The organism is Anderseniella sp. Alg231-50 (assembly GCF_900149695.1).
Classification (GTDB): domain Bacteria; phylum Pseudomonadota; class Alphaproteobacteria; order Rhizobiales; family Aestuariivirgaceae; genus Anderseniella.
The window spans coordinates 340,700-366,176 of sequence record NZ_LT703004.1; the positions used below are offsets into that span (position 1 = coordinate 340,700).

Consider the following 25,477-nt stretch of genomic DNA (forward strand, 5'->3'; position numbering starts at 1 on the left):
TCACCGGCCACCGGTTACATCCAGCAATACACCGTTGACGTAGGACGCCGCCGGCGACAACAGCCAGACAACGCTCTCCGCCACCTCTTCCGCAGTCCCTCCCCTGCCCATCGGCACCTGGCCCTGCAAGCGCTCCACCCGATCCGGTTGGCCGGATGAGGCATGTATGTCAGTGTGGATCAGGCCGGGACGCACCGCATTCACCCGGATGCCCTGGCCCGCGACCTCCTTCGACAGCCCCAGCGTCATGGCATCAATGGCGCCCTTGGACGCGGCGTAGTCGATGAACTCGTTGGGCGAACCGATGCGTGCTGCCGCCGACGACAGGTTGACGATCACGCCTCCCTCGCCGCCCCGTTCGGTGCTCAAGCGGCGCACGGCTTCGCGCGCGCACAGGAAGCTGCCGGTCACATTGACCCGCAAGGTCTCGTTGATACGCTCGGCATCGAAGTCTTCAAGCCGGGCTTTTTCAAACAATACACCTGCATTGTTGACCAGCCCGGCGAGCGGCGGCATGGCCTCATCGATGTGCGCGAACATGTCCGTGACTTCGGTCTCCGAACCCACATCCGCCCTGACGGCGATACTGTGGCCTCCCATCGCCTTGACCTCACCGGCCAGTTTTTCTGCTTCAGCGGCAGAGCGGGCGTAATTCACAGCAACATCAAAGCCATCACGCGCCAGCAGTCTTACACACGCTGCACCAATGCCCCTGCTGCCGCCGGTTACCAGAACTGTGCCCTTGGATGTCATCTGAATTGTACCCTGCCATGTCGTTAACCGGTCTCAGGGCTATCAGGAAAACTCCCCAAACACGACAAGAATTAGCCTCAATCGAGGCGTTTAAGGAGGTTCAGCGTAAAAACCGGGGACTTCAAATGAACAAATACCTGTTTGCAGCCGGCGTTCTCAGCGCCTGCGCCGTCTTGCTGCTGGCAATGGCGCCTGCCAACGCGGCAGAGACCGGCAAGGCGTCGTGGTACAAGATGGGCACCAAAACCGCCAGTGGCGAGCGCTTCAGACCCAACGGGCTGACCGCGGCGCACCGCACCCTGCCGTTCGGCACCAAGGTGCGTGTCAAAAATCTGCGCAACGGCAAATCTGTTGTTGTGCGTATCAATGATCGCGGACCGTTCATCAAGTCCCGCATCATCGACGTATCAAAGGGCGCTGCACAGAAAATCGGCCTGGTCCGTGCCGGTGTGACCAATGTGTCGATCCAGGTGGTAAATTAGTCTCAATAAGCACTGGCAGTGGCGCCCGTCTCGCCATAAGTTGCCGGGCATGACAAAACAAATCGCAACCCTTGAAGATGTTCCGGCGTTTGCGCCCAACCCAGCTTCACCCCTCGCCCTGCTGGCAGCATGTCCGGCTTACGAATCCACGCCGCTGATCACCAAGACAGGCCCCACCGGGCGGACCATGCTGGTCAAGGACGAAACCAGGCGCATGAACCTGGGTGCCTTCAAGGCGCTGGGCGGCGTCTACGCCGTGGCCCGCATGATCGGCGACGCCTGGCAGGCCGCAGGCAATGATCCTCTCAGCCCAGAAGACTACATGTCCGATGCCGTCAAGGCATTTGCAGCAGAGATGACATTCGTGTGCGCCACGGCCGGCAATCACGGCATGGCAGTTGCCGCCGGTGCACGTATCTTTGGTGCACAAGCGCGCATTTACCTGGCGCGTGAAGTGCCGGCCGGGTTTGAGGCTCGCCTGAAAGAAACCCAGGATGCGCAGGTGGTGCGCGCCGGCGATGATTACGCGCAAAGCCTGGAGGCGGCCGAGGCAGACGCCGTCGAGACCGGCGCCATATTGCTGGCGGACGGATCATGGCCGGGATACAGCGAGCGGCCGCTGCTGGTAATGGAAGGCTATACCGTCATTGCCGAGGAACTGCGCGAAGCATTCGAGCAAAGCAATGACTGGCCCTCACACGTGTTCCTGCAGGCCGGCGTCGGCGGTATTGCGGGAGCGGTCACTCACATGATCCGGGAAAACTGGGCGGTGCAGCCGGAGATCATTATCGTTGAACCCAATGAGGCGCCCTGCCTGACAGAGAGCCACGCGGCGGGATACCCCGTGCAGGTGCAGGGCGGCGTGTCCAATATGGGCAGGCTCGATTGCAAGGAACCGTCCCTCATCGCGTTCGGCATTTTTGAGCGAACCGGCGTTCACTTCATGACCGTCTCCGACGCTGAAGCCCAGGACGCCGCCAACCGGCTGACCAGCCAGGGCATCGCGACCACGCCATCGGGTGCCGCCGGGCTTGCCGGCCTCAAGGCATTCGGCGAGGCCGATCGGCCCCTGATCATCGCCACCGAAGGAGCCGTGTGAATGGATGCCAGCGCGCTGAAGGGTAAGACAGTCCTGGTCACCGGTGCTGCACGCGGCCTGGGTGCTGCCTTTGCAGCCGTGCTGGCCGATGCCGGAGCCGATGTCATCATGACCGGTCGGCTGACTGAAATGCTTGAAGGCACGGCGGAAGCGATCCGGCTGCGCTGCGGCACCAAGCCGGAAACCCACCTGCTGGACCTGTCCGATCCAGGCTCCGTCAACGAGTTTGGCGAAATGATCGCCAAGGCTCATCCGAAACTCGATATCCTGATCAACAACGGCGCGCAGTGGCTGTCCGGTTCAATGGACGACTATGATGCCTACTCAGTCGTCAGCACCATCAATGCGGCGGCGACAGGCACATTCCTGCTGACCCGGCACTTGCTGCCGTCTCTGCTGGCGACCGGTGCCGGCGACATCGTCAATATCGTCTCCATATGCGGCATCGCAAACAGTGCCCTTCAAACTGCAGCGGTGCCCTATTTAATGGCCAAGCATGCACAGACCGGCATGACCGACGGGTTGCGCCAGGAACTGAAGGGAAAACCAGTGCGCGTGCACGCGCTTTACCCGCCCTACCTGGAAACCATCTCGCCGTTGAATGAAGAAGACTGGAATGCGGAACGTGGCGATGTGGCCATGACCACATCACGCGACGTCGTGGAAGCAGGCATCTTTGCACTGACCCGCCCGCGCCATGTCACCATGGCGTCGATCGTGCTCGACGCCGATGAAGGCGGGTTGTTCGGATAAACAACAATCACTCTTCGCCTTTGCGGCTTGGTTTGATGAGTGCGAGACCGGCCATGATCAACGCCAGTGCCAGCACGATCGACAAGGAAAGCGTTTCGGACAACAGCACCACGCCCCACATCACGGCTGCCGGTGAAACGATGTAGGAAACCTGGCTTGCGAACACCACGCCGCCATGACTGAGCATGTACAGCAGCCCGGAATAGGCGCCCAGGTGCACCACCGCCATCAGCAGGATCGCCAGTTCCGCCGTACTGGCGTCAAACGGCAGCAGGTATGGCGCATCGGCCAGCCACAATGTGACCAGCAGCATCAAGGTGCCGGCGACAGTCATGCCCCAAAGCGCGGTCACGGCGTCAAGCGCGGCAGGGCGTTTCAGGCTGATATAGACGTTTTCCACCGCATAGCTGGTTGCAGCCGCCAGTGACACCAGCGTCCAGAACACCTGGCCCGGCAACGGCACCTCAACACCGGGCAGGAACATGACCAGCATGGCCAGCAACCCCAGCAGGATACCGGTGAAGCGACGCGTGTTGGCCTTTTCCATGGACAGCATGATCGACAGCAACAGGGTGATCATCGGGATCAGCGCAAACACGATGGCCCGCATGCCTGCCGGCAGGTAAATGGCCGCATAGAATGACAACGCATGCGGGAACGCCGTGCCGAGAAACCCGGTCGCCAGATAAAATCGAAGATGCGCGGCGTCCATCGACGGGCGCTTGCGACGCACAAGCAATACAACGCTCAGGCCCAGAGCACCTGCAAGAGCAGACCACAAGGCCACGGTCAGCGGCTCAATTCCGGACGCGGTGGCAAGGGTTGCCAGGGAAATGGTCAGCCCCCAGCCGAGCCCGGTGAGCAGCAGAATCACAAGCAGCCAGAGCGACTTTGGTGACTGGATTGATGTTGCCGACATGAGTTGAGAACTTTCTGGCCGAAGCTGAAACAGAATTGACGCTGTGTGCCGGACACATGCGTACAGTTCTTCGCATGGCAGATTTGATCTGGCCGGAATTGTAATGTTGGTGCGGACGGCGGGACTTGAACCCGCACAGCCTTTCGGCCGAGGGATTTTAAGTCCCTTGCGTCTACCATTTCGCCACGTCCGCTTATTTTCCGGCACTCTATAACAGGGAAATACGGTCCTCTACCAGCTTTTGTGCGCCTGCGTAATCCGCCTTTCCAGACCCCAATACCGGAATGGCGTCAACCACCATGATCGCCTTGGGCACCCACAGTTCCGGCACGCCCTCCTGCTTGGCGTAGCTCAGCATTTCAGGGCGGGCGGCCGTCTCCTGATCGGTGACCAGCACAATGCGCTCGCCCTTGCGGCCGTCATTGATGGTCACGGCTATGTGGCTGTGCTCCGGCCATAACCCAGAGGCAAGCGCCTCGATGGCGCCCAGCGACACCATCTCGCCGCCCAGCTTTGCAAAGCGCTTGGCGCGGCCCTTGATGGTCACGAAGCGATCATCGCTCACGGTGACGATATCACCGGTGTCGTGCCAGCCGTCTTCCGGCGGCACCAGGTTGCCGTCACCACCCGGCAGCAGATACCCCAGCATGACATTGCCGCCACGCACCGCGAGCCTGCCGCCTTCATGGATACCCTTGACCGGTTCAAGACGATGTTCAATGCCGGGCAAGAGCTGGCCGACGCTGCCCGGCCGGTTGGTCTCCGGCGTGTTGAGCGCCACCACCGGCGCGCATTCCGTCGCGCCATAGCCCTCGACAATTTCAGTGCCGTACTTCTCCCACAGTGCGCGGGTTTCATCCTTGACCCGTTCCGCCCCCGCAACGATCATCTTCACCGATTTCAGGTCCTGCGGCGCGGCAGCCCGGGCGTAGCCTGCAATAAACGTGTCGGTTCCGAAAAGAAGATCCGCCTTGATCTCACCGACCAGTTTCGGGATCTCGCGATAGTGCAACGGACTTGGGTATTGCACGGCCCGGATACCCTCGATCAGCGGCAACAGCAACCCGCCGGTCATGCCGACCGAATGGAACACCGGCAGCGGGTTGAAGAAGGTCTTGAACCTGGACAGGTCGATGTGCTCGGCAATCTGGGCAATGTTGGACAGGATGTTGCTGTGGCTCAACACGACACCCTTGGGCTCGCCTTCCGATCCGGAGGTGAACAGGATGATGGCGGCATCGTCTGGTCCGGCTCCGCTTCGGGCCGCTATGGAGGCTGCCCGCAGCTTGTCGAAAACACCGCGCGCCTTGGCCAACAGCGACAGGGACTTGCGCACGTCTTCCAGATAGACCACGCGCACCTTGTCGCCCAGCGCCTCGATGACCGGTTCAAGCCCGGCCTTGGCGACGAAGACCCTGGATGTGATGACCAGCTTGATATTGGCTGTCGCGCAAGCTGACAGAATGTTTTTCTGGCCGGCAGAAAAATTCAGCATGGCCGCAGTGCGCCCGTGCCACAGAAGACCAAACAGGGTGACCGCCGTTGCGTTGACATTGGGCAGCAGCAGGCCAACCACCTCGCCCTTACCGGTCTGCCGGGCGAATACCCGGCCCAGCACCTGAGCGCCCAGCACCAGCCGGTCATAGGAGATGGGTTGCCGGGTCTGGTCTTCCAGAATGGCCATTGACTTGCCGTGCCTGGCAGCAGCGTTCAGCAGAGCCTGCGGCAATGTCAGATCAACGGGGCCTTGATATCGGGCGGTCACGGTTGGTTTGTCTTCCTGGTTCACATGCAGACGTTACACTTTGGCACCGTCGCGGATTGGCGGGGCAAACTGCAGGGTCATATCCCACGGCAGGTAAATCCAGGTATCCTGGCTGACTTCAGTGACAAACGTATCAACAAGCGGGCACCCGGACGGCTTGGCATATATGGTTGCAAAGTGGGCATTCGGCAACAGGTCGCGCACCGCCTTTGCGGTTTTACCGGTGTCAACCAGGTCATCGATGATCAGCACCCCCTTGCCGCCTTCCGCAGACAGGTCCTGTTTCACTTCCTTCAGGACCTGCAGATCGCCCTGGGCACCATAATCATACGACGCCACACAAATCGTATCGATAACCCGCAAGCCCAGCTCCCGGGCAACAATGGCCGCCGGAACAAGGCCGCCCCGGGTAATGGCGACAACTGCATGAAACGGACCATACTCGGCCAGCCGCCAGGTCAGTGCGCGCGCATCCCGGTGAAACTGTTCCCAGGAAACCGGGAACGCCTTGTCGTATCGATCATCTACATTGCCACCCTCAACCATGTCTGCCTCCTCCGCCATTTTAGAGTTTTTTTGTCGTGCCCTAGCTCTTCGCACAAGGCAGACCTGCGCGCAACGCTTGACGCACCTGCAAAAACGGCATCTGGCGCGATCCCGGGCGATGGCCTATTGGTGATGACAGGCAGAGTGTTTTTTGCATGAAGGACGTCATGAGCACGTCACCCGCCAGTTCGACAGACGATCAGGCCGCATTGCCGCCGGCAGTGCGAGGCGGGACACTGATGTCAGTTGCCATGCTGTGCTTCGTGCTCAATGACACCGTGGCAAAAACCCTGTCAGACCAGGTCAATGTCGGCGAGTTCATTGCCATCCGCGGTCTGTTTGCCAGCGCCATCATCGCCGTGCTGGTCATAGCGACAGGCCATGTGCGCGACATTCCGAAAGCGCTGTCCAGGCAGGTCCTCGTGCGTACCATGTTTGACGTGGTGTCGACTTTCCTGTTCATCATCGCCCTGTTTCACCTGCCGTTGCCCAATGTTACCGCCGTGCTGCAGGCGGTGCCGCTGGTGGTTACCGTCATGGCGGCCGCCTTCCTGGGCGAAGCCGTCGGCTGGAGGCGGCTCAGCGCCATTCTGATCGGATTTGCCGGCGTGTTGCTGATCGTCAAACCCGGCAGTGACGGTTTCAACAGCTACATCTGGCTGGCGTTAGCCGCCGTTTTCACCGTTTCCATAAGAGACCTCGCGACCCGGAAGCTTAACCTGACCGTGCCATCGATCATCGTGGCTTTTACAAACTCGATCTGTGTCATGCTGGGCGGTGTGTTGTGGATGTCGTTTGAGGGCTTTGAACCGATTACAGCGGCGCAAACCGGTTGGGTCGCGCTTGGTTCGATATTCCTGGTGGGCGGTTATCTGTTCACCGTCATGTCGCTGCGCGGCACCGAAGTGGCCTATACCGCGCCGTTCCGGTACACGCTGATCATCTATGCCCTGATCCTCGGTTATGTGGTGTTCGGAGACATACCGGACACCTGGTCGATGCTGGGTATCGTCTTGATTGTCGGCTCAGGCCTGTTCACGCTGTATCGCGAACAGCGCCTGAAAAAGCGCATTGGTTTTGGCAAACGGCCGGTCAGGTAAAAGGTGATCAAACAGGCACATGACAGTTCGCGTTGAATACATCTATCGCTATCCGGTGAAAGGATTTCGGGCCGAGCGGCTCAAGCGCGGCGCGCTTGCCGCCGGTGCCGGGCTTGCCTGGGACCGGGCATTTGCGTTTACCTCCGGCAACCAGCCGCCGCCTGAAAACAATACTGACTGGACCCAGGCCCGCAGCTTCATCCAGATGACGGTCTATCCGCAACTGGCAGGGTTCAGTGCACAGGTGAACGAAACCGAGGACACGCTGCACATCAAGTCACCAGACGACATCGAGGCAGCAACCGGTTTGGGCAGCGGCGACGACAGCGCTGTAAATGCCTTGATGAACCGGCATTTCAACCCCGGACCGCTGGGCTCCATCCAACTTCACCGTTTGGCCAACGCCCATGGCCACTGGGATTTCAGCGACACCAGCATTTCGATTATCAACCTGGCAACGGTGGAATGGCTTGAATGGGTCAGCGGGATGACGCTCTCTCACCTGCGGTTCCGGGGCAATCTGTACGTGACGGGGCTGGAACCATTTGAGGAGTTCACTCTGGCCGGCCAGACAATTCGATTCGGATCCGTGACAATGAAAGTGCTGCGGCCCGCCCTGCGTTGCGCCGCGACGGCTGCCGACCCGTGGAGCGGTGATACCAGCATCGATGTGGTCAACATTCTGCGCACTTATACAGGGCATGCCTTCTGCGGCATGTACGCTGAAGTCCTCACCAGCGGCGAACTTTTCGAAGACGATCACCTTCGGCCGGTGGAAGCCGACCTGTTCAATCCGTCCGGCATCATGCCTGATCGCACGCCTGATCCCGTGCTATGGCCGCGTCCGGCTGTTGTCCAGCGCACCAGCGAGGGTAGCGTCAACTTCAAGCCTGCAGATGCAAGCTGGCCGTTCGTACCGGCAAATGCAGGGGCGCGGGCCACACTGCATCCCGGGCTCGACTACACACGCGAACCGGTTAGACTTACCCTCAGCGAGCGTGGCGACCATGAGGTGATGCCGGTCAGTGGTGAGGCTCTTGAAGAACTGGTGGACGGGTCCCGGGTCATTTTGTCAGGCCCGGTGGAACGCCGTTCGGGCCGCGCTTGAGGCGCGCCTGCCGGCGTCCGGCAAAATCAATCCGGCGTTCATTGCCGCGCTGTGCCTGCTGCCGGCTCAAGCTCCGGCAATTGCGCAACCGGTCGCGATCGAACTGGTGCTCGCCGTGGATACATCGGCCAGCGTCGATGACATGGAATACGCCCTGCAAATGCGCGGAATAGCTGCTGCGCTGGAAAGCGATGACATCATTACAGCCATCGGCCAGCACAAGAACGGTGTCGCGATTGCCGTGTTGCAATGGAGCGGTGGCCTGCTCGGCAAGGTTGCCGTCGACTGGACCGTCGTGTCTTCCGAAACCTCCATAAGAGCACTTGCCGCAGAAATCGTTCAGGCACCGCGCGCCAATACCGGTAATTTCACCGCCATCAGCACCGCCATCAACCGGTCTGTGGAAATGCTTGAAACCAATGCCCAGGTCGGCGAATACCGCCGCATAGACATTTCCGGCGATGGCCGCAACAATTCCGGCCAGCACCCGTCAGAAGCACGCAGCGTGGCGATTTCAAAAGGCATCACCATCAACGGGCTGGCGATCCTTGACGGCGATGCGGGCCTTGCTGCCTATTATCGTGTCAACGTGACCGGAGGGCCAGGATCATTCGTCATAAGTGCGGACGACTTTGAGGATTTTGCAAAAGCCATGAAACGAAAACTGGGCCGCGAATTGAGCATACAATTGTCTTCCGCGCCCGCCTTCAAACCGGATGATCGTCATGCCGCACGATGAAACCCTCTCACTCGCCGACATCACCGATCTCGCGCATGGCGCACTGAAAGGATCAGGCGCGCGCGGCATCCAGCTTGAGCAGGCGACGCTTGCCATTGTCGAAGCGGAGGCCGATGGGCTTCGCACTGTCGGCCTCGGCTACCTGCCGAGCTATTGCGAACACCTGAGGTGCAGCAAGATTGCCGGCGGTGCGCAACCTACCCATGAACAGGTTGCCGGCTCCGCCATTGCCAGCGATGCGGCACAGGGGTTCTCGTTTGCGGCATTTCACGAGGCCATGGACGACTTCCACGCGCTCAGCCGCACACAGGGCATTGCCGCACTTGCCATCCGGCGCTCATCATCCGCCGGCATCCTGGGCTGGTTCGTGGAGCGCACGGCAAGCGCAGGCCTGATCGGCATCGGCTTTGCCAACTCGTCAACACTGATGGCGCCTCATGGCGGCAGCACGGCCTTTTTCGGCACCAACCCGCTGGCCTTTGCCGTACCGCGAGGCGACGGCCGCCCTGCCCTGATCGGTGACATGGCAACATCCCAGGTGGCCTATGTGACAGTGAAGCAACACGCGGCAGAAGGTAAACCGATCCCGCTCGGATGGGGACTGGATAAACACGGAGTGCCCACCACTGATCCCCATGAGGTTTTAAACGGTGGTGCCATGGCACCGGCGGGTGGGTACAAGGGCTCACTGCTGGCATTGCTGGTCGATGTACTGGCAGGCGGACTGGCCGGCCCCAACTTTTCGTTCCAGGCATCCCTGTTCGGCAACAATGAGGGCGGGCCGTGCGATGTGGGCCAGATGTTCATTGCACTTGCGCCCCAGGTGTTCACCGGCATCCAGGCAGGTCCGGGCCCGTTTGCCGAGCGCCTGGAAGTCATGTTGTCGGCACTTGCCGAAGATGACGGCGTGCGCCTGCCCGGCACCAGCCGTCATGCACATCGCGAAAAGGCAGCAGCGCATGGTGTCGCTGTGCCTTCCGACCTGATTGCCCGGCTGCAAACCTACGTGTGAAGCAGGCCGGAAAGCTGTGCGCAAGCTGCATCCAGCTCCGTTTCATCAAACCCGGAATACCCCATCAGCAACCCCTGGTGCCCGGCAGACCCTGCGCAGTACCCGGACAAGGCGGGCAACACCAGCCCGGCTTCACGAGCCTTGCGCGACACCTGCACATCATTCATCCGCTTGGCAAGGGGGACAGAAAGCCGGGCCGTCAGGTGCATGCCGCCGGCTTCTGCCTGCACAACCAGCAACCCGTCAAGATGACGCGAGACACTCTCGATAAGCGCCTGCTGACGTACACTGTACACCCGTCGCATGCGCCTGATATGGGTGGCGAAGCGACCGGAGGCCATGAACCGCGCCAGCGCCGGCTGGGCAATTGCCGAGGCCAGCGGGCCACGCTCGTTCAACACGTTTTCAAAAGCTGAGGCCAATGGTTCAGGCACCACCAGATAGCCCAGGCGCAATTGCGGCGTGAAGACTTTCGAGAACGAACCCATATAGAGCACCCGGTCATTGTCGGCCAGCCCGATCAGCGTGGGAAGCGGTGTTCCGCGATAGCGGTACTCGCTGTCAAAGTCATCTTCCAAGATGAGAGCCTGATGCCGGTCGCTCCAGGCCAGCAGATCCAGACGCCTTGCCAACGGCATGGTCACGCCGGTCGGATAATGTCGCGACGGAGTGATGATCGCCAGCCGGGCCGCCGGCATTGCCGCAGGATCCAATCCGTCCTCGTCCACCGCAACCGGAACCACTCCAACACCCTGCTGGGTTAGTTCACTGGCAAACAGTGGATAGCCGGGATCTTCCAGCACAACGTCATGACCGACCAGACCGATGGCCCGGATGATCAGTTGCGTGGTATCACCGCCGCCTGCTGTCACGAACACCTGCGACGGTTGGCAACGCAGTCCGCGCCATTCGTGAAGGTGGTGTGCAATGGCTTCGCGCAGGCCCGGATGGCCGCATGTGTCAATTCCCGTCGCTGCGCCATGATCCGGGTTCCGCCAGGTTTGTTCCAGCAGCTTGGCCCATTCATCGTGTGGAAACAGGCGCGCATCGTGGGCCGCCGGTTGAAACGGCACCGGAGATGATTGCTCCGCCTCGATGGGATGAATTTCAAACGGTTCGCCAAATCCGGCGATCTTGAGCGATGTATCAGGCAGATGAGGCGCCACGAACAGCCCCTTGCCATGGCGGCCTTCGGCAAACCCTTCCGCCACCAGTTGATCCATGGAGGTCGTGACGGTGATGCGCGACACGCCGAGGTCGCCGGCAAATGCGCGGCTGCCCGGCAGCCGCCCGCCTGGCGCGATGCGACCCGAAAGGATCATGTCGCGCAACTGTCCGGTCAACTGCACATGCAAGGGTGCAGCACTGGCGCGATCAAGCGCGATTGCGGCAATGGCCGCGTCCGTAGTGGATATATTGAATTTATCCATATTGGCCCTTTCTTCAAGGCCATTATTACGTTGATCTGGCGCAAAGTCGATATATCAGGAGAAGTAAATACAATGGCCCGGAAAACAGATGCACCAAGTGAACGCACCCGGCTCAGGCGGACACACGATCGCGGTCACTTTGATGCAGCATCAATCCACGCGGTCCTGGACGCCATGCCGTTGTGCCATGTCGGCTACCAGCTTGACGGAGCCCCGGTGGTGACACCGACGATGCAATGGCGCGAAGGTGACCATGTCTACTGGCACGGCTCGTCCGCAAGCCGGTTCCTGCGTGCCGCGAATGCCTGCCAGGCCTGTCTCACGGTTACACTGTGGGACGGCATGGTCATGGCGCGATCCGGCTTTCACCATTCCGCCAATTACCGGTCGTGCATGGTGTTTGGCGAGGTGGAAATTGTTGAAGACCGCGGCGACAAGGAAGCCCGGTTGAAGGCCATGTTCGATCTCTGGTTTCCGGGCCGCTGGGACGGACTGCGGGCCATGAATGACCAGGAACTGAAAGCCACGACCGTGCTGCGCCTGCCGCTCGACGAGACATCCGTCAAAATCCGCACTGGACCGCCTGTTGATGATGAGGAAGACTATGAACTGCCGATCTGGGCCGGCGTCGTGCCGCTGACGGTTACAACCGGTTTGCCGATCAACGACCCGCGCAACCATGACGGACTGACGGCGCCGGACCATGCGATAAACTTCAAGGCCGGATAGGAGCCGACCCGCAAATGCTTACCGACGAAATGCAAACGCTGATCCGCACCCACACTGCCGGATTTGTAGCAACCGTGCGGGCTGACGGATCCGCCGCGGTTTCACCCAAGGCGACCTTCGTGGTTGTGGATGAGCGCACAATTGCCTGCGGCAATATCCGCTCACCCGGCACGCTGGCAAACCTGCGGCGCCATCCGGCGTGCGAAATCTGCTTTCTTGATCCGCTGACGCGAAAGGCCGTGCGGGTATGCGGCACCGGCACCGTGATAGCCAAGGCGGTCGCGTCGCATGAACTGACCCGAGTGTTCGAGGAGTACTGGGCCGACTTCGTACAGCATATGACCGGCTTCATGGTGTTTGACCTCACATCAGCGGAACTGATCCTGTCACCTGCCTATGATCACGGCGCGACAGAGCAGGAACTGGCGAGCGCCAACAAAGCAAAGATGGCTGCCCTTTGACAGGCTGGGCCGTTCAGGAGATCCCCATGGCTGATATTGTCTATGCACGCGACACGTCGCGCGAAACCAGCCAGCCGGTGCTGCTGGAAGCCGCTCGCGCCATTCAACTCGCAGCTCTGGTTACATCAACATCCGATGGCAGTTTGAAAGTGTCGCACCTGCCATTGCTGGTCAGCGAACTGGCGGATGGCACGATCCGCTTGTGCGGCCATTTCGCCCGCGCCAACGATCACTGGAAAATTATCGAAAGCGGCGATGCATTGACCGTGGCCATATTCCAGGGGCCGCACACCTACCTGTCTCCATCCAACTATGCGAGCAAACAGGAAACCGGCAAGGTGGTGCCGACCTGGGCCTATGTGATTGTGCATGCACACGGTGTCGCCGGCACGGTGCATGATGCCGACCGGCTGTTGGCCCACGTCAACGCCCTGACCGACCGTAACGAAGCTGAACAACCTGCCCCGTGGAAAGTATCCGATGCGCCGGACGACTATGTTGCCAAGATGCTGCGCGGCATTGTCGGTGTCGAGCTCAGCGTCAGCCGGCTTGAAGGCGTGTGGAAGATGAACCAGCACAGATCGGATGCAGACAAGGCAAGCACCACTGCCGGGCTTGCTGCTTCCAATAACGATCGCGACCGCCAGCTGGGTCGGGTGATGACCGACACCCTTGCAACATTACGTTAACGAAACGAATCAAGAAGATGCATAAAATCACATAATTTCAATGTGATACAAGTGTTTCTCGACTACATCCCACTCGAGTTTTCCTACCGGCTCTTCCTGATAAGTTCCACCATGAAGGCTGTCGACCAGCCGAACATCAAGAACCCGTTGGCGCCGATCAAGGCGGACAGCAAGCGCCATTCGGTCGGCAGTGTTATGTCTCCGAAACCCAGCGTCGTGAAACACACGAGCGCGAAATAGACCGCCGGCTCAAGCGCTGTCACAGCACCTGTGGCGAGCAGCACGAAGGCCCACAACCATACTTCAATGGTCATGGTGAACAGCACCACCAGCATGGCCACGGTGATAAAGGCAGTGCCTGAGAAGCGGCGAAACTTGGTGCGCGTCCAGGTCAGAAACGGTTCATGCTTGCGGGTCAGCAGCGCAAACATTTCAGCCTGAATGGCAACTGTTGCAATAATGACAATGGACCCGATGATAAGCTGTTTGAGCATGCCCGGTGTTCAGCCCTTCTAACCCGCCAGTTCACCGATCACCCTCACCCAGCTTCTGATGCCTTTGTGGAAGCTCTGGAGATTGTACTTCTCATTGGGCGAATGCAACGCGTCGTCCGGCAACCCGAAGCCGACCAGCAGACTCTGCATGCCAAGGATGTCCTCGAACGAACGCACCACGGGGATCGAGCCGCCGCAGCCCATCAACACGGCAGGCTTGCCCCATTCATCCTCAAGCGCCTTGGCTGCCTTTTTCAGATGCGGATTGTCTTCGGCAATCTCGATGGCCGGAGAACCGTCCGCATCGCCGCCATAACGAACCGAGCAGCCGTCCGGGAGCCGGTCTTCGACGAACTTTCGGAACACCTTCAGAACGTGCTTCGGATCCTGCTGGCTTACGAGCCGCATCGACACCTTGGCCGTGGCTTCGGACGGAATGACGGTCTTGGTGCCGGTGGATGTGTAGCCGCCGAATATACCATTTACCTCAAGTGTCGGCCGCGACCAGATCATCTCGAGCACACTGCGCCCCTTCTCGCCTGCGGGGCCTTTCAGACCGATGTCGCCAAGGAACTCATCCTCATCAAAATTGAGCCCCTGCCACTGGGCAGCTGTTTCCGGCGGCAATTCCGGCACACCGTCATAAAAGCCGGGGATGGTGATGCGACCATCATCATCGCGCATGTCGGACAGAATCCTGGTCAGCACATGAATGGCATTGAAGGCGGCACCGCCATAAAAACCAGAGTGGAGGTCAATGCGCGGGCCAATAATGGTGATCTCGTCATGGGCAAGACCCCGCAGCCGGGTCGAGATGGCCGGGGTATCTGGATCCCACATATTGGTGTCGCAGACCAGCGCCACTTCGCGGGTCAGTTCAGCTGCATTTTCGGTGAGAAACGGATCGAGACTCGGGCTGCCGCTTTCCTCCTCACCCTCGCACAACACCGTCACCGAGAAAGGTAATCCACCTGTTGTCTTGATCCACGCGCGACTGGCCTCTATGAAGGTCATCAGTTGGCCCTTGTCGTCATTTGCGCCGCGGGCATATATGCGCTCTATTCCATCATCACCCGTCACGCGCTCCGGCTCGAATGGCGGGGTTTTCCATTTGTCGAGCGGTTCGGCAGGCTGGACATCATAGTGACCATAGAACAAGACATGCGGGCTTCCCGCAGGACCATCGTAGTGGCCGACCACCATCGGGTGGCCGGGCGTGTCGCGAAGGCTTGCGTCAAACCCCATGCCGGCCAGTTCGTCAGTGACCCATTGTCCCGCCATGCGGCATTCGTCGATGTATTGCGGATCGGTCGAAATGGATGGGATGCGCAACAGATCAAACCACCTGTCGAGACTGGCGTCGAGCTGGTCGTCAACATGGTCAAGAATTGCATCGAGTTTTGTCATCAGGCGGTTTTCCGTTCATGGCGAGTAACTGTATTTAGCGGCTCCGACCCTGTCACAGGCACGCAGAGCATCGCAAGGGGGATTGCATGAGCGATACCGATTTTCAGCTGGCCCGCGACAGCCTCCAGGCTGACTATGGCGAACACCGCCTGCACCGGCTGCAACGGCACGGGTATCAGCGCTGGGTCCACTTGCGCAGCCAGGTCAATCTTTATTACTTCTGGGAAAAGCGCTGGTTCTTCATCGCCATCATGCTGGCTTTTGCATTCCTTCAGACAGGGCCATATGAAGGACTGACCCGCGAAGGCCAGATCGTGCTGACCATGTCGCTGTTTGCCACCATCCTGTTCATCACCGAGCCGGTGCCGCTGCCAACGGTGGCGTTGATGATCGTTGTCGGGCAAGTGATCCTGCTGGGAATCGAATCCACAACCGTGGCCAAGAGTCTGATGACGGATTCCGTCCTGTTCATCATGGGCGCCCTGATGCTTGCGGTTGCCGTGGTCAAGCAGAAGCTCGACAGACGGATTGCCTGGGCGATCGTGCGGGTTACCGGCACAAGTACCTTCCGTATCAGTTTCGGCATTACGCTTACCTGCGGTGTACTCGCCTCGTTCATCGGTGAGCACACGGTTGCCGCAATGATGCTGCCGGTCGGCATCACGCTGATATCCCTCACATCCAACGAGCCGAAGAAAGTGAAGAACCTGGCCGCGGTCCTGCTGCTGTCGATCTCATACGGCTGTGCAATCGCCGGTATCGGTACACCGTCAGGTGGTGCGCGTAACGCCATCATGATCGGATACTGGAAAGACTTTTTCTTCGATCCGACCAACCCCGAGACCCGTCGCTTCCTCGTCGATTACGTGACCTGGATGATGTATGCCTACCCGATCTTCCTGATCCAGCTGCCGGTTGTCACGACAATACTGTTCTGGACCTTCAAGCCGGAATACCCAGATCTGTCGCGCGCGGTGTCGAGGCTGCGCACACAGGTGATCATGGACGGCCCGATCAGACCGGCCCAGTGGATGGCCATTCTGGTGTTCTTCCTTACCGTGGTTGGCTGGATTGCATTTTCCGAACAACTGGGCCTCGGGATTGTCGCCATCGCCGGTGCGATTGCGTTCCTGGTGGCTGGCCTGGTGCGCTGGGAGGACGTAAATTCCGGCGTCAACTGGGGTGTCGTGCTGCTGTATGCCGCTGCGATTTCCCTTGGTGTTCAGATGAAAGACACCGGCGCAGCAGAATGGGTCGCCCGGAACTTCGTGGAGCTCCTGCGTCCGATCGGCATGGCCACCGGTTACGGGTTGGAGATGGCCATCGCGATATTGACGACCTTCGTCACCAATACGATGACGGCAGGTGCCGCGGTTGCGGTTCTCGGACCGATTGTGCTGAAAACGGCAACCGCCGGTGGCGCCGACCCGCTGGCCGTTGGCTTCGTGACTGCAATCTCATCGGCGTTTGCCTATATCACCGCTGCGGCACACCCGGCCTTTACGATCATCTATGCTTCAGGCTATCTCACAGGCAAGGACTTCCTGAAATCCGGCTGGCGCATGACAATCGCGTCACTGCTTCTGCTCATGCTGTCCGCCTATTTCTACTGGCCGCTGCTGCGATAGGATCCAGACGATGTCACTGTTCAAGAAAACTGTGCTGAGTGAACGTACCGAACGCGCGGTACAAAAGACACTCGCAAACGTCTATGCGCAGCGGCGCAAGCGCTTCCGGGTACTTGCCTGCATCGACGAGACCGATGAATCGTTCTGCACCGTCCGAATGGCGGCAAGGCTGGCCAAGACGGATGATTGCGACATCATCGTGCTGTATGTCCGCTCCATCGACCAGGGCTTGTGGTCGGGCGGCCTGCAGGTTCGTGTTGCACGCCAGAACATGCTTGAAGCAGGCCTGGAACTGCCGGGCATCAACCGGTTGCGCATGGCGCTGGACGTTTTGCGCGAAGAAGGCATCGCGGCAGAGGACTGGACCCGCAGCACCGGCCACCAGGACGCCTGGGGAGACCCGCTGGGGGACAACAAGGTCGAGTTCATTTCCGACGAAGGCCGGTCGGTGGTGCTGAAGCTGAAAACCGCGCCGGACCCGGCAGCCGGCATTCTGGACCAGTATGAGCTTGGCCCGTACAACCTGATGATCATGGGCGAGCCGTCACGCTGGCGTGGCGAAATCCACTCGCTGTTTGATGCAGGGATCGTGCAACAGGTCACGGTGCATGCACCGTCATCGGTTCTCATTGTCCGCGAACCGCTGGACAAATCCGGCTTTTTCATCTGCACGGACGGGACGTCGCGTTCCATGCAGGCCGTGCGCCGTGCCGCGGTACTGGCGCATTCGGCTGGCGAACCCATCACACTGTTTTCCGCCAGTGCCCAGGAAGCAGGCCTACCTGCTGCAGAAGAGAACGTGAAGAATGCCCGCGCCCTGCTCAAGGCGATGGGGATCAAGGTCAAGGACGTCATAACTGCGGTTGGCCCGGCAGCACAGAAAATCGCCGAACTTGGTTCTGACCACAGCATCATCGTGGTGACTGACGAAGGCCGGTCGCGTCTGCAGCGCGCCATCAGGGGTTCAACCGCCGTTGACGTCGTGCGCACCGCGCAAACCTCGGTGCTGGACGTGCGTTGAAGCAGCATGGATTCGAAGCGAACTGATTTGGTCTGAGAGGCTTCTGTTCGCCGAGCAATACCTCGTCTGAAATGAAAAGGGCTGCACCAGCGTGCAGCCCTTTCCATCACTTGCATGATTTCGCCGGAAAACTTCAGGCAGTCGCCCGCATGGCATCGAGGTATTCCTCGACATGCTCGACGTTCTCGAACCGCATCCAGCCCTCATCGGTTTCAGCTTCAACCGTTCCATCCGACAACAGGCGCGCCGGACGTTCGCGAATAACACGCTCCTCGACCACGAACAGTTCATCTTCCTGCGGCAAGGCTTCGGGAGCGCTTTCGGCATCCGCTGGCGCCGTATCAGCCGCCGGTGCCGCTTCAGCTGCCGGTTGCGTTTCGACCTCCACCTCATCGGAACCTGCGGCAACACCTGCAGCAGCGTCTTCGTCCACGGGCACCGCCAGCGGCGCGTCATCCGCAGGGGTTGCACTTGTTGTGGCCGTGTCTGCCGTGGTTGCGTCCGCGTCACCGTCCTCGGCCTTGACGGGTGGAGCTCCGGCGAAGATGCTGGTGCTGCCTGCGTCGGCGTCCATGCTGGTTTCAGGCGTTTCCGGCTTTGTCTCTGCTTCAGCTTCGGCTTCTGCTGCTACCACAGCGTCCGGTTTCACATCGGGTGTCGATGCGAATGCCGGTCGCGGCGCGGCTTCAGGTGCCGCGCTGGTATCGGCAGGTTTGGAAAAAAAGGACGACAGATCGTCGCGAGCCTTGCCGACGGTGTCAGAGGTCACCTCTTCAACCTTGTCGGCTGCATCACCGGCGACTTCTTCTACCTCTTCGACCACCTCGTCAGCGACCCCGGCGGCTTTGCCGGTCACAGAGCTGAAAATGGAACCGGCAGACTCCGCAACCGGTTTCACCTCCGTCTTGATGTCATCCAATATATCATCCGCGACGTCGGCTGATGCGTCTGCCGTATTTTCCGCGGTGTCTCTCAATGCGCTTGCACCTGCGACGACACCGGCGGTTGCACCCGCGGCGGCGGCAGATGCCGGTGCCATGAAGTCAGGCAGGTCAGATTCTGCCGCCGGGGCCGGCGCATAATCTTCAGCCGCTGCTTCGTCCGGCTGGCGCCGGGTCATCGCTGACAGGTTACCGGCGACAACAGCAAGACCAAGCAGTACGCAACCTCCGGTAAACAGGGTTGCCGCCACATCCAGGTTCAAACCGACCGTCACGGTTCCCGGCGAAAAAATGTTTATCAGTCCAACCGCCCAGCCCGCGGCGATCAGCACAATAGCCAAAAATATCAATAGTGTTTTCATGCCTCTATACCCCTCAGTACCAACAGTGCCAACGCATGTCAGAAACCTTAGTACGCGCCGTCTGCAATATTACGCTAGCCCATATTACTACTGCAAGCGAGACACAACAGGCAAACACGCCCTGTTTTCCCAGTGACATTGACCAAGCTACAGTACCAACTCAAGCCCACACAAGATCGGTATGGATTTTGATCGTATCAATCAAAAGCCGAAAAACTGATCGTATCCATGGTGCCAGAGCAACTTTACCGGCTCAACTGAACCCCGTCGCCCCAGTGTTGAATGGCCGTCACGACTTCAGTTTAACGTCGTTTTGCGGCACTGCAATGGCCGTTTCGTCAACCTGCTGTTCCTGAAGGTCTTTAACTGCCGTATCAGCGTCGTCTGGCTGGACGCCATCTGCCTGCCCGTCATCATCCGGCAATGCCGCTTCCTCGCCTTCAAACTCGGGCAGATCATCTTCGCCTGCACCATGTTCATCATCGTCCAACACCTCGGCGAGCTTCTCGGCAACGTCCTCCAATGCCTTGTACCCGCTGCCCGGCACATAGCTGGACACCACCTTGCCTGCCTGCATGGCCGCATCTGTGTAGTCCAGGTCGTAATCGTTCAGCCCGTCCAGCACGGCAAGGGCCGGGTTGGTCGTCCACAGTTTGCGCAGGGCGCGCTGGCGCAACGGACCCGGCACCCAGGACTTCATGAATATGGTGAAGTCATTGTCATAGGTGAGCGTATCGATATCAACGGCTTCCAGTTCCTCGATCCAGCGCTGGCGCGTTTCGTCGTCGGGCGGCACGTCGCGGGCATCTTCATCGACGACGGCAGGCTGGCCATTGTCCGCATTCGCCGGCATGCCCCCTTCACCGGGCTGCGGTGCAAGCGCGGTCTTGCGCTCTTCGGTCTCGCGGGCCTCAGTTTCGCGGACATCTGCCTTGCGTTTCGCCCAGCGCGACAGGAAACCGTCTTCTCGCGAGCTCAATGCAATTCTCCTTCCGGCTTGCCGGACGCCAGCATGCGGCGTCGAAGCTCCACCAGGCTCTCCTGACCGAACTTGTACTCCTCGGTGTTGAGCTTGTCCCGGCGGCGCTTCTTGAACGTGCTGTCCTTGTAGTGCAGCGCTACAAACGCCTCGAGCCATTCACGTACATCGTCCGGCATGACCAGCTTGCCGATCAGCGCATCATCACCGGACATGTATTCTTCAGCCTCGTAGGAACTCATTGTCACAAGATGAGTGGTCCATATCAGACCATCCGCGACAGGGTCATCCAGTTCATGGGCCACCGTATACACGGACGGTTGCGGCGAGGTCAGATTATAGACATACGCATCAAGGTCTGTTCTGTGCAGGTCAAGCCGTGACGGTTCACCCAGCCAGCGGCACATCGTTTCGGCGCGTTCCAGCAGACGGGGTGGCGAATTGGTGTCGCTATCTGCCACCGGCATCATGCCGCAGACCGACCACTCCCAGTCCAGCCATGGATGGGAAGACGCTATGCGCTCATACACAAGCGACAGATGAATACTGTTACCTTCAGACAATGCCGTCTCCCACATGGCGGATTTTTATACTGCATAGCACAACACAGATAGGCTACATCACATCATACCACATTGCGAAACGGGCAAGATCGCGTGGTAACTTGGTATTTCTGCCCAATCTCTAAGGCCAGGCGATGAAACTGAACGACTATGAAACCCTGATCTGCAATTGCGAGCGCACCATGACGCTTGACGGCAAGAAGATATGCAAGGCAGCTGCGGGAGATGACGAGCCCGATGTCTTCAGCAATCTGTGCCGCGCCGAGGTCGGCAAGTTTGCAGAAGCCTTGTCAGGCAATGACAAGGTACTCGTGGCCTGTACACAGGAAGCCCCCCTGTTTGCCGAGCTTGCCGGGGAGCAGACGTTTGAAGGCGAGTTGAGGTTCGCAAATGTCCGCGAGCGCGCGGGCTGGAGCTCGGACAAGGCGGCAAACTCCGCAAAAGTCGCGGCCTTGCTGGCAGATGCGGCCCATTCCAGTGAACCGGCCGGATCAATCAGCGTAACCTCCAGCGGGCAGTGCCTTGTCTATGGTGCCGGCCAGCAGGCGCTTGATGCCGCGCGCAAGCTGAACCAGCGCATACCGACCACCTTGCTGTTGAGCGATGCCGGTGATGTCATTCCGCCCGTCAGTGCGGATGTCGCCGTGTTCAAGGGCAAGATCGCCAGGGCAGCCGGCCATTTGGGCGCGTTTGAAATCGTTGTCGACGGATATGCCCCGCTCATGCCGTCAGCAAAGCAATCAGCAGATTTCGTCATGGCCCGTGACGGTGCCTCATCGACCTGCGCGCTGATCCTGGATCTGTCCGACGGACCGTCCCTGTTTACCGGCGGCCACCTTCGCGACGGCTACAAGAAGGTGGATGCAGGTGATCCGGCCCGCGTCATGGAAGCCATGTTTGAACTGGCCGATATGGCCGGTGAATTCGAAAAACCGCTTTATGTGAACTATGATTCCGATATCTGCGCCCATTCGCGCAGCCTGAAAACCGGTTGCACTCGGTGCCTGGATGTCTGTCCGGCCGGCGCGATCACCTCGATCGGCGACATGGTCGAGTTTGACCCGATCATCTGCGGTGGCTGCGGGTCATGTTCGGCTGTTTGCCCGACCGGTGCGGCATCTTACGCCATGCCGCAACGGGCCGACGTGATCGGGCGGATTGATGCACTGGTTTCGACCTATCGCGGCGCCGGCGGCAAGACGCCGGAAATCCTGGTGCATGATAACAGTTTCGGCCTCGAACTGATCGCCATGAGCGCCCGCTTTGGCAAGGGCCTGCCGGTGCATGTACTGCCGCTGGGGGTCAACGAGATTACCCAGATCGGCCATGACGGACTGCTCGCCATGATGGCGGCAGGTGTGGCGCGCATTCACCTGATTGCAAACCCTGCCAAGGCGGATGAACTGTCCGGCAGCGAGGCACAAATCGAACTGACCAGGGCCATGGCGGAGGGCCTGGGATATGACTGTGCCATCAACATGATCTGCGAGGCGGACCCGGACGCGCTGGAGGCTGCCGTGTGGACAGACAAGCGCGCGCCTGCGCTTAAGCCGCATGCCATATCCGGTGTCGGCTCAAAGCGTGATGTCACCCGCACCATGCTGGGCCTGCTGCATGATGACGCTCCTGCGCCCAAGGACATCATCGCCCTGCCCAACGACGCGCCATACGGACAGATCATCGTCAACACCGACACCTGCACCTTGTGCCAGGCTTGCGTCGGGGCCTGTCCGGTCAATGCCATTGCGGACAGCCCGGACAAGCCGCAACTGAGCTTCACCGAAGCAGCCTGTGTGCAGTGCGGCTTGTGCAGCACGACATGTCCCGAAGGCGCCATCACACTGGACCCACGTTACAATTTTGCCGCTTCGGCCCTGTCACCGGTGATCCTGAATGAAGAAGAGCCGTTCGCCTGCATATCGTGCGGCAAGGAGTTCGGCACCAAGAGCACGATAGAGAGAATCTCCGCCCAACTGGCCGGCAAGCACGCCATGTTTGCCGACTCAGAAGCCTCGAAACTGATCCAGATGTGTGACAACTGCCGCATCGAGCACCAGGCCAACTCCAGCAACGACCCGTTCAGCGCAGGTACCCGTCCGGCCATCCGCAGAACCGAGGATTACATCGAGGCTGAAAGGAAAACCGCCGCCGGTGAACCACGCAGCGCCGATGACTTCCTGATAGATGACGACTGAAGCCGGACAGATGCACCAGGCACAACATCAAGCCGGCGCGGACCGGTTCATGGCACCACCCAGGTTGCAGGCGGTTTACGTGCAAAAGAGACACCGTTAGCGTTCGGCCCCGGTCAACAGGTTCAGTCCTTCGCGGAACAGGAGGATTGCAAATATTACCAGGGCAAGCGCAAGACCGCGCATGAGATAAGGGTAAACCCGCCCCGTCAGCAGGTTCCGGTAGCGTCCGGCAAGGGCCGCTACCGCAGCTTTCGAACCGACCAGGAGCAGATAAAAACCGACGATGAACCCCCAGGGTGCCAAGACCGACTTTTGATGTGCAGCCAATACGTAAGGCACACCCACCGTGATCCAGAACAGATAAGGGTGTGGGCTCAGGAAATTGGCAAGAGCCCCTCTACGCAGGGATGCCGGCGCAGATGCCGAGGCAGCGTCTCCCAAAGATTCGGCCCTGGCGGTTTCGTAAGCCAAGAAGAGTGCATAAAAAGCTCCCACCATGCCAAGCACGCCAAGTACCTGGCCGGGGAGTTCCCGAAGCACAAAAAACAGCAGCAGTACGATGGGAATATCTGTTACGAGCGGAGCAGCGGCTACCAACAATCCCTCCCTGAGACCATGGCGTACCGTCTGGGTGATGGCCAGTGTCATCAATGGCCCCGGTGCCATACCGGCCGCCAACCCCAGCGTGATACCGGTCAGAGCCGCCGAGAGAAGTTCGGTCAAGCAATAGTCTCCCATTTCAAGCTGAATCCGGGCGCAGAACACATCCGGCTATTTTCAGTCTCCTGGCAGAGCCACTCCGCCGATACCCGTCGTCAAGTGTTCGTCAGTGTAAAACCGCAACAGCGCTGTGGCAAACCCTGAGAGGGCCAAGCCATGGTTGCGAGCGGTTTCCAAACCCAGGTGCCCTGCAATCCACCTGGGGTGAAGATGAGCACACTGGGAGGCACAACAAGTCCGCCGACTTGCTTCAAACAAGCATCTGGAAGATGACACCTGAGATGATTGCTCCTGAGACGCCGAGGCAAAGATAGGCGGCGAAGACCCGCTTCTTCACCAGCGACCAGACCGCGGCCATTGCCGGGACTGAACTCACCGCGCCGGCGACCATGAAGGACATGGCAGCGCCTGCGCTCATGCCCTGTTCCATCAATCCGGAAAGCAAAGGCGGGGCTATATAGGAGTTCAGGTAGGCCGGCATGCCGACCAGGGCTGCCGTGGCAATCGGCACCACGCCTTCACCGCCAACAAGGTTGGCAATCATGGAGGCGGGAATATAGGTGATCAGCAGTGCTTCCAGGACGTAGGCCAGAGCCAGCCACTTGATCAGGAACAGTGCGTTGTTGATGAACTCGGTGTTGAACACCTGCCTGCGGCTCTCTTCGCGCCAGAACGACCACACCGGCTTTCCGTCGAACGGGTTTGGACCACAGCCGCAGCCTGACGCGATTTGTTCTCGCAACGGCTCGCCAAACCAGCCGCCCTTCAGCAACAGTTTTATGGCAAAGCCGCCGAACAGTCCCAGCCCGATGGCCGACACCGCCTTGCCAATGGCAAACGGCCAGCCCAGCGCAGCGGCTGTAATCAACAGCGTCGGCGGATCAATCAGTGGAGATGACAGCCAGAACGCCATCACTGCGGACAATGGCGCTCCCAATGCCAAGAGGCCGGCGATGAACGGGATGACCTCGCACGAACAAAACGGCGCCAGCCCGCCAAACAGTGCTGCCAGTATGATCATGCGGTTCTCACGGCCCTTGAACGCATTGGCAATGACAGCCTCTGCGCCCGCAGCCTTCAGCCCTGCAATCAGGAATACTGCAAAGGCGATGTAAGGCAGTGTTCCCAGAAACGCCTTCGCCGCAAAACTGATGACCGGAACCAGGTTGGGGAAATCCAGCACGGCAACCGCAATGGGCGCCAGCATGGTGATCGTCCACGGCGTGGCGAGACGGGACTTAATTTCATCTGCAAGCGGCAACTGCTCACGGGATACATCGCTCATGTCTCGATCTCCTGGTCTGCACAACACTCTTCCAGGATGAAAGCTGCCAGAGCCTGCAGATGCTGATAATTGGCCTGATTGATAATGGTGCGGCCCTGCCGGTTCTGCACGATCAGATCAGCCGACGTGAGAAACTTCAGGTGATGGGCAAGGGTTGAGCCCGGAATACCGGTACGCTGCTGGATATCACCTACCAGCAACCCGTTGTCCCCTGCCCTGACCAGGGATTGCAAAACCTCCAAGCGGGATTCTGACCCCATGGCCGAAAACCCCTGAGCAGCTGTGACACGGTCCATC

26 protein-coding genes and 1 tRNA gene are annotated in these 25,477 nt (G+C 59.7%); 13 read left to right on the top strand and 14 right to left on the bottom strand.

Translation table 11 applies throughout. The annotated features are described in order from the left end of the window. Entirely contained in the window at positions 1–753 is a 753-nt protein-coding gene (locus tag DHN55_RS14165; protein ID WP_108882134.1) for an SDR family oxidoreductase, read from the bottom strand. A 125-nt stretch (positions 754–878) separates the two neighbouring features. Here DHN55_RS14165 and DHN55_RS14170 point away from each other — a divergent pair, with 125 nt between their 5' ends. From DHN55_RS14170 to DHN55_RS14180, 3 genes are read left to right on the top strand one after another with little or no spacing between them, the layout of a single operon-like run. Continuing rightward, positions 879–1,235, top strand: coding sequence for a septal ring lytic transglycosylase RlpA family protein (locus DHN55_RS14170; protein ID WP_108882135.1), 357 nt, complete (start codon positions 879–881; stop codon positions 1,233–1,235). A 49-nt stretch (positions 1,236–1,284) separates the two neighbouring features. Further along, the gene (locus DHN55_RS14175; RefSeq protein ID WP_108882136.1) at positions 1,285–2,334 is read left to right on the top strand and encodes a pyridoxal-phosphate dependent enzyme; all 1,050 of its coding nucleotides are present in this window, start codon (positions 1,285–1,287) and stop codon (positions 2,332–2,334) included. After that, positions 2,335–3,087: an SDR family NAD(P)-dependent oxidoreductase gene (locus DHN55_RS14180; protein WP_108882137.1), complete on the top strand. Its 753-nt coding sequence runs from the start codon at positions 2,335–2,337 to the stop codon at positions 3,085–3,087. 7 nt (positions 3,088–3,094) lie between these two features. Here DHN55_RS14180 and DHN55_RS14185 read toward each other — a convergent pair whose 3' ends face one another. The 4 genes from DHN55_RS14185 to gpt form a co-directional block, all read right to left on the bottom strand. After that, positions 3,095–4,006 (bottom strand): EamA family transporter, encoded by a 912-nt coding sequence (locus tag DHN55_RS14185; RefSeq protein WP_108882138.1) that lies wholly within the window; start codon positions 4,004–4,006, stop codon positions 3,095–3,097. Between the two features lie 107 nt (positions 4,007–4,113). Continuing rightward, a tRNA-Leu gene (locus DHN55_RS14190) sits at positions 4,114–4,199 on the bottom strand. Positions 4,200–4,214: 15 nt separating this feature from the next. After that, the gene (locus DHN55_RS14195; RefSeq protein WP_337660314.1) at positions 4,215–5,771 is read right to left on the bottom strand and encodes an AMP-binding protein; all 1,557 of its coding nucleotides are present in this window, start codon (positions 5,769–5,771) and stop codon (positions 4,215–4,217) included. Between the two features lie 33 nt (positions 5,772–5,804). Next, a complete protein-coding gene (gpt, locus tag DHN55_RS14200) occupies positions 5,805–6,317 on the bottom strand; it encodes a xanthine phosphoribosyltransferase (RefSeq protein ID WP_337660315.1) in 513 nt (170 codons plus the stop codon). Positions 6,318–6,484: 167 nt separating this feature from the next. Here gpt and DHN55_RS14205 point away from each other — a divergent pair, with 167 nt between their 5' ends. Genes DHN55_RS14205 through DHN55_RS14220 form a run of 4 tightly spaced genes read left to right on the top strand, consistent with a single transcriptional unit; the run spans position 6,485 to position 10,276 of the window. After that, positions 6,485–7,417 (top strand): DMT family transporter, encoded by a 933-nt coding sequence (locus DHN55_RS14205; protein WP_337660316.1) that lies wholly within the window; start codon positions 6,485–6,487, stop codon positions 7,415–7,417. 19 nt (positions 7,418–7,436) lie between these two features. Beyond that, positions 7,437–8,525: an MOSC domain-containing protein gene (locus DHN55_RS14210; RefSeq protein WP_108882141.1), complete on the top strand. Its 1,089-nt coding sequence runs from the start codon at positions 7,437–7,439 to the stop codon at positions 8,523–8,525. Further along, positions 8,455–9,264, top strand: a complete 810-nt coding sequence (locus DHN55_RS14215; RefSeq protein WP_337660317.1) for a DUF1194 domain-containing protein — start codon at positions 8,455–8,457, stop codon at positions 9,262–9,264. Before DHN55_RS14210 ends, DHN55_RS14215 begins: the two co-directional genes overlap by 71 nt. Further along, the gene (locus DHN55_RS14220) at positions 9,251–10,276 is read left to right on the top strand and encodes an Ldh family oxidoreductase (protein ID WP_337660318.1); all 1,026 of its coding nucleotides are present in this window, start codon (positions 9,251–9,253) and stop codon (positions 10,274–10,276) included. Before DHN55_RS14215 ends, DHN55_RS14220 begins: the two co-directional genes overlap by 14 nt. On the opposite strand, the gene pdxR is transcribed toward DHN55_RS14220, so the two are convergent. Further along, entirely contained in the window at positions 10,267–11,706 is a 1,440-nt protein-coding gene (gene pdxR / locus DHN55_RS14225) for a MocR-like pyridoxine biosynthesis transcription factor PdxR (protein ID WP_108882144.1), read from the bottom strand. The two genes, DHN55_RS14220 and pdxR, sit on opposite strands and share 10 nt — an antisense overlap. Positions 11,707–11,778: 72 nt before the next feature. Between pdxR and DHN55_RS14230 the strand changes: the two genes are divergently transcribed. The 3 genes from DHN55_RS14230 to DHN55_RS14240 are packed head-to-tail and all read left to right on the top strand — an operon-like array spanning position 11,779 to position 13,585. Further along, entirely contained in the window at positions 11,779–12,435 is a 657-nt protein-coding gene (locus DHN55_RS14230; RefSeq protein ID WP_108882522.1) for a pyridoxamine 5'-phosphate oxidase family protein, read from the top strand. 14 nt (positions 12,436–12,449) lie between these two features. Then, positions 12,450–12,896, top strand: coding sequence for a pyridoxamine 5'-phosphate oxidase family protein (locus DHN55_RS14235; protein WP_108882145.1), 447 nt, complete (start codon positions 12,450–12,452; stop codon positions 12,894–12,896). 26 nt (positions 12,897–12,922) lie between these two features. Further along, complete coding sequence (locus tag DHN55_RS14240) at positions 12,923–13,585, top strand: FMN-binding negative transcriptional regulator (protein WP_108882146.1); 663 nt, start codon at positions 12,923–12,925, stop codon at positions 13,583–13,585. Between the two features lie 83 nt (positions 13,586–13,668). On the opposite strand, the gene DHN55_RS14245 is transcribed toward DHN55_RS14240, so the two are convergent. After that, positions 13,669–14,079 carry an ion channel gene (locus DHN55_RS14245; RefSeq protein ID WP_108882147.1) on the bottom strand — a complete coding sequence of 137 codons (411 nt, stop codon included), beginning with the start codon at positions 14,077–14,079 and terminating at the stop codon, positions 13,669–13,671. Positions 14,080–14,097: 18 nt separating this feature from the next. Continuing rightward, complete coding sequence (locus tag DHN55_RS14250; protein ID WP_108882148.1) at positions 14,098–15,486, bottom strand: dipeptidase; 1,389 nt, start codon at positions 15,484–15,486, stop codon at positions 14,098–14,100. 86 nt (positions 15,487–15,572) lie between these two features. Here DHN55_RS14250 and DHN55_RS14255 point away from each other — a divergent pair, with 86 nt between their 5' ends. Both DHN55_RS14255 and DHN55_RS14260 read left to right on the top strand, forming a co-directional pair. Then, positions 15,573–17,114: a DASS family sodium-coupled anion symporter gene (locus DHN55_RS14255; protein ID WP_108882149.1), complete on the top strand. Its 1,542-nt coding sequence runs from the start codon at positions 15,573–15,575 to the stop codon at positions 17,112–17,114. Between the two features lie 10 nt (positions 17,115–17,124). Beyond that, positions 17,125–18,135: a universal stress protein gene (locus DHN55_RS14260; protein WP_108882150.1), complete on the top strand. Its 1,011-nt coding sequence runs from the start codon at positions 17,125–17,127 to the stop codon at positions 18,133–18,135. A gap of 133 nt (positions 18,136–18,268) precedes the next feature. On the opposite strand, the gene DHN55_RS14265 is transcribed toward DHN55_RS14260, so the two are convergent. From DHN55_RS14265 to DHN55_RS14275, 3 genes are all read right to left on the bottom strand, one after another. Continuing rightward, on the bottom strand, positions 18,269–19,438 hold the full coding sequence (locus DHN55_RS14265) for a hypothetical protein (protein ID WP_337660319.1): 1,170 nt from the start codon (positions 19,436–19,438) through the stop codon (positions 18,269–18,271). Positions 19,439–19,727: 289 nt separating this feature from the next. After that, positions 19,728–20,417 (bottom strand): DUF3306 domain-containing protein, encoded by a 690-nt coding sequence (locus DHN55_RS14270; RefSeq protein ID WP_337660320.1) that lies wholly within the window; start codon positions 20,415–20,417, stop codon positions 19,728–19,730. Further along, positions 20,414–20,980 carry a DUF3305 domain-containing protein gene (locus tag DHN55_RS14275; protein WP_337660321.1) on the bottom strand — a complete coding sequence of 189 codons (567 nt, stop codon included), beginning with the start codon at positions 20,978–20,980 and terminating at the stop codon, positions 20,414–20,416. Before DHN55_RS14275 ends, DHN55_RS14270 begins: the two co-directional genes overlap by 4 nt. 134 nt (positions 20,981–21,114) lie before the next feature. Here DHN55_RS14275 and DHN55_RS14280 point away from each other — a divergent pair, with 134 nt between their 5' ends. Beyond that, positions 21,115–23,175: a 4Fe-4S binding protein gene (locus DHN55_RS14280; RefSeq protein WP_108882154.1), complete on the top strand. Its 2,061-nt coding sequence runs from the start codon at positions 21,115–21,117 to the stop codon at positions 23,173–23,175. A 96-nt stretch (positions 23,176–23,271) separates the two neighbouring features. Here the strand turns inward: DHN55_RS14280 and DHN55_RS14285 are convergent, their stop codons facing one another. From DHN55_RS14285 to DHN55_RS14295, 3 genes are all read right to left on the bottom strand, one after another. Further along, a complete protein-coding gene (locus tag DHN55_RS14285; protein WP_337660322.1) occupies positions 23,272–23,898 on the bottom strand; it encodes a LysE family translocator in 627 nt (208 codons plus the stop codon). Positions 23,899–24,145: 247 nt separating this feature from the next. Further along, the gene (locus DHN55_RS14290; protein WP_108882155.1) at positions 24,146–25,180 is read right to left on the bottom strand and encodes a permease; all 1,035 of its coding nucleotides are present in this window, start codon (positions 25,178–25,180) and stop codon (positions 24,146–24,148) included. Then, entirely contained in the window at positions 25,177–25,476 is a 300-nt protein-coding gene (locus tag DHN55_RS14295) for a metalloregulator ArsR/SmtB family transcription factor (protein ID WP_108882524.1), read from the bottom strand. Before DHN55_RS14295 ends, DHN55_RS14290 begins: the two co-directional genes overlap by 4 nt. Position 25,477 lies beyond the last annotated feature (1 nt).

What these genes read in the sequence shown, in the direction of transcription:
- DHN55_RS14165 (WP_108882134.1), bottom strand. Translation starts at nt 753, where the DNA reads ATGACATCCAAGGGCACAGTTCTGGTAACCGGCGGCAGCAGGGGCATT.
- DHN55_RS14170 (WP_108882135.1), top strand. Translation starts at nt 879, where the DNA reads ATGAACAAATACCTGTTTGCAGCCGGCGTTCTCAGCGCCTGCGCCGTC.
- DHN55_RS14175 (WP_108882136.1), top strand. Translation starts at nt 1,285, where the DNA reads ATGACAAAACAAATCGCAACCCTTGAAGATGTTCCGGCGTTTGCGCCC.
- DHN55_RS14180 (WP_108882137.1), top strand. Translation starts at nt 2,335, where the DNA reads ATGGATGCCAGCGCGCTGAAGGGTAAGACAGTCCTGGTCACCGGTGCT.
- DHN55_RS14185 (WP_108882138.1), bottom strand. Translation starts at nt 4,006, where the DNA reads ATGTCGGCAACATCAATCCAGTCACCAAAGTCGCTCTGGCTGCTTGTG.
- gpt (WP_337660315.1), bottom strand. Translation starts at nt 6,317, where the DNA reads ATGGTTGAGGGTGGCAATGTAGATGATCGATACGACAAGGCGTTCCCG.
- DHN55_RS14205 (WP_337660316.1), top strand. Translation starts at nt 6,485, where the DNA reads ATGAGCACGTCACCCGCCAGTTCGACAGACGATCAGGCCGCATTGCCG.
- DHN55_RS14210 (WP_108882141.1), top strand. Translation starts at nt 7,437, where the DNA reads ATGACAGTTCGCGTTGAATACATCTATCGCTATCCGGTGAAAGGATTT.
- DHN55_RS14220 (WP_337660318.1), top strand. Translation starts at nt 9,251, where the DNA reads ATGCCGCACGATGAAACCCTCTCACTCGCCGACATCACCGATCTCGCG.
- pdxR (WP_108882144.1), bottom strand. Translation starts at nt 11,706, where the DNA reads ATGGATAAATTCAATATATCCACTACGGACGCGGCCATTGCCGCAATC.
- DHN55_RS14230 (WP_108882522.1), top strand. Translation starts at nt 11,779, where the DNA reads ATGGCCCGGAAAACAGATGCACCAAGTGAACGCACCCGGCTCAGGCGG.
- DHN55_RS14235 (WP_108882145.1), top strand. Translation starts at nt 12,450, where the DNA reads ATGCTTACCGACGAAATGCAAACGCTGATCCGCACCCACACTGCCGGA.
- DHN55_RS14240 (WP_108882146.1), top strand. Translation starts at nt 12,923, where the DNA reads ATGGCTGATATTGTCTATGCACGCGACACGTCGCGCGAAACCAGCCAG.
- DHN55_RS14245 (WP_108882147.1), bottom strand. Translation starts at nt 14,079, where the DNA reads ATGCTCAAACAGCTTATCATCGGGTCCATTGTCATTATTGCAACAGTT.
- DHN55_RS14250 (WP_108882148.1), bottom strand. Translation starts at nt 15,486, where the DNA reads ATGACAAAACTCGATGCAATTCTTGACCATGTTGACGACCAGCTCGAC.
- DHN55_RS14255 (WP_108882149.1), top strand. Translation starts at nt 15,573, where the DNA reads ATGAGCGATACCGATTTTCAGCTGGCCCGCGACAGCCTCCAGGCTGAC.
- DHN55_RS14260 (WP_108882150.1), top strand. Translation starts at nt 17,125, where the DNA reads ATGTCACTGTTCAAGAAAACTGTGCTGAGTGAACGTACCGAACGCGCG.
- DHN55_RS14265 (WP_337660319.1), bottom strand. Translation starts at nt 19,438, where the DNA reads ATGAAAACACTATTGATATTTTTGGCTATTGTGCTGATCGCCGCGGGC.
- DHN55_RS14280 (WP_108882154.1), top strand. Translation starts at nt 21,115, where the DNA reads ATGAAACTGAACGACTATGAAACCCTGATCTGCAATTGCGAGCGCACC.
- DHN55_RS14290 (WP_108882155.1), bottom strand. Translation starts at nt 25,180, where the DNA reads ATGAGCGATGTATCCCGTGAGCAGTTGCCGCTTGCAGATGAAATTAAG.
- DHN55_RS14295 (WP_108882524.1), bottom strand. Translation starts at nt 25,476, where the DNA reads ATGGACCGTGTCACAGCTGCTCAGGGGTTTTCGGCCATGGGGTCAGAA.